General features: G+C 75.3%; 4 protein-coding genes. 2 read left to right on the top strand and 2 right to left on the bottom strand.

Going from position 1 to position 2,093, the window contains the following annotated elements; genetic code table 11:
* A partial coding sequence (locus GTW08_RS12105; protein WP_161151929.1) for a TetR family transcriptional regulator occupies window positions 1-563 on the bottom strand: 563 nt, incomplete at its 3' end.
* 106 nt (window positions 564-669) lie between these two features.
* Here GTW08_RS12105 and GTW08_RS12100 point away from each other — a divergent pair.
* Both GTW08_RS12100 and GTW08_RS12095 read left to right on the top strand, forming a co-directional pair.
* Window positions 670-1,422, top strand: a complete 753-nt coding sequence (locus GTW08_RS12100) for a sulfite exporter TauE/SafE family protein (protein ID WP_073574768.1) — start codon at window positions 670-672, stop codon at window positions 1,420-1,422.
* Between the two features lie 39 nt (window positions 1,423-1,461).
* On the top strand, window positions 1,462-1,683 hold the full coding sequence (locus GTW08_RS12095) for a hypothetical protein (protein ID WP_073574769.1): 222 nt from the start codon (window positions 1,462-1,464) through the stop codon (window positions 1,681-1,683).
* A gap of 2 nt (window positions 1,684-1,685) precedes the next feature.
* Here the strand turns inward: GTW08_RS12095 and GTW08_RS12090 are convergent.
* On the bottom strand, window positions 1,686-2,093 hold a 408-nt coding region (locus GTW08_RS12090; protein WP_275938981.1), incomplete at its 5' end, for a nucleotide-binding domain containing protein.

Below are 2,093 nucleotides of genomic sequence, written 5' to 3'. Positions count from 1 at the left end.
CCGAGGAGCCGGGACAGCACCGGCAGGCGCTCCGCCCGGCCGGAGCGGCGGACGTCGTCGAGGGTGGGGAGGCGGTCCCCGGCCAGGGCCGCCGCGCCCCGGACGTAGCCGTGCAGCAGGTGCAGCACCTCGACGGCCGCGTGCAACGGGTGCCCCGCCCCGACGACGTGCGCCAGCAGCGCCTCCGACCACGCGCACTCGGCGGGGCCGGTGGCGCGAGGACCGGCGAGCAGCCCGACGGTCCACGGGTGCTCGTCGAGCACGTCGCGCAGGGCGGCCGCCCAGATCTCGCAGCCCAGCCGCAGCCCGCAGCCCGACAGGTCCGGCGGCTCGCCCAGTGCGACGTCCAGGACGAGGTCGACCAGCGCGTCCTTGCCGGGCACGTGCCGGTACAGCGACATCGGCGCGGACCCCAGCTCGCGGGCCAGCCGCGGCATCGACACCGCGGCCAGCCCGTCGGCGTCGGCGAGGCGCAGCGCCGTGGCGACGATCGAGCCGCGGTCCAGCGTCCGGCGCGCCGGGGCCGGGGGAGCGGCCCAGCGGGGGTCGTCGGCGGCGGTCACGCGTCGATCATGCCACGCATTTCGTAGGGGGCCCTACGCGCACAGCGTAACCCCTACGCGTACTGCGCCCGGAGGAGTGCCGGTGCGCGGTTCGTAGGGTGTCCCGATGGAGTTGTGGGAGGTCGGGGTCATCGCGCTGGCCGGGCTCTGGGCGGGGCTGATCAACACCGTCGTCGGGTCGGGGACGCTGGTGACCTTCCCGGTGCTCGTGGCGCTGGGCTTCCCTCCGGTGACGGCGACGACGTCGAACGCCATCGGGCTGATCACCGGCTCGATCACCGGCGCCGTCGGCTACCGCAAGGAGTGGGCCGGGCACGGCCGCCGCCTCGCGAAGTACGGTGTCGCGTCGTTCCTGGGGGCCGTGGTCGGTGCGGCGCTGCTGCTGTCGCTGCCGCCGGACGCGTTCGAGACGATCGTGCCGGTCCTGGTCGGCACCTCCGTGCTGCTGGTCGCCGTGCAGCCCCTGATGGCCCGCCTGCTGCGCGACCGCCCGCGTCCGGACCGGACCGGCTCGCCGGTGCTCTACGTGCTGGTGTTCCTGGTGGGCGTCTACGGCGGCTACTTCACCGCCGCCCAGGGGATCATGCTGGTCGGGGTGATGGGGCTGCTCGTCGCGGACCCGCTCCAGCGGCTCAACGCCTTCAAGAACACCCTCGCCTCGGTCGTGAACATCGTCGCCGGGGCGATCTACGCCGTCGTCGCGCCGGTCGACTGGACGGTCGTCGGGATCATCGCGGTCAGCTCGATCGTCGGCGGGCTGCTCGGTGCGAAGGTCGGCCGCAGGCTGCCGCCCGCGGTGCTGCGGACCGTGATCGTCGTGATCGGGGTCGCGGCGATCGTGTTCCTGCTGGTGGAGTGAGCGCCCCGAACTGTCGGGGGTGTCTGCTCTCCTGAGGGCGTGGACGACGACCGCGCTACCGAGCTGGCCGTGGCCCTCGCCTCGCTGGCCGGCCGCGAGATCGGCCCGGACGAGGCGCGTGCCGTCGTCGCGCTCGCCCACACCCTGAGTCCGGGCCGGGCCAACGTCATCTGGTCCCGGCACCGGCGCGCCCCGCGCACCGTGCCGCTGCGCGACTACCTGGCGATGACCCTGCGCTTCGTCGACCGGGGCCCGCCGTGAGCTCATACGCCGACGGCCGCGAGCGCCGCGTCGAGGGCGTCGTCGTCGCCGACGTTGCCCGGCACCACCACCTGCACGACCGCGCGCCCGCCCGGCGTCATCAGGTCCCACACCGACACCCCGGGCAGCACCTGCCCGCGCACCCGCGCCGACACCGCGCCGAGGCCGTCGCGGGCGACCTGGGCCCCGGTGATCCCGCCCTTGGTCACCACGACGTCGACCTGCTCGCGCAGGGCCGCGACCGCTCCGACCACCGCCCGCATCACCGACTCCCCGTGGGCCAGGGTGTCGTGCTCGGCGCGGCGCTCCCGCTCGCTGGCCAGGGCCGCCCAGCCGCCGGCGGACAGGTCACCGGCCAGGTCACGGACCAGCCGGGCCGCGGTCGCGTCCGGGTCGGCGAGTGCGTCATC

The organism is Pseudonocardia sp. SID8383 (genome assembly GCF_009864975.1).
Classification (GTDB): Bacteria; Actinomycetota; Actinomycetes; order Mycobacteriales; family Pseudonocardiaceae; genus Pseudonocardia; species Pseudonocardia alni.
This window is presented reverse-complemented; position numbering and strand designations above follow the sequence as displayed.

Excerpts from the sequence above, each read along its gene's own strand:
- GTW08_RS12100 (WP_073574768.1), top strand. The coding sequence starts at position 670 with ATGGAGTTGTGGGAGGTCGGGGTCATCGCGCTGGCCGGGCTCTGGGCG.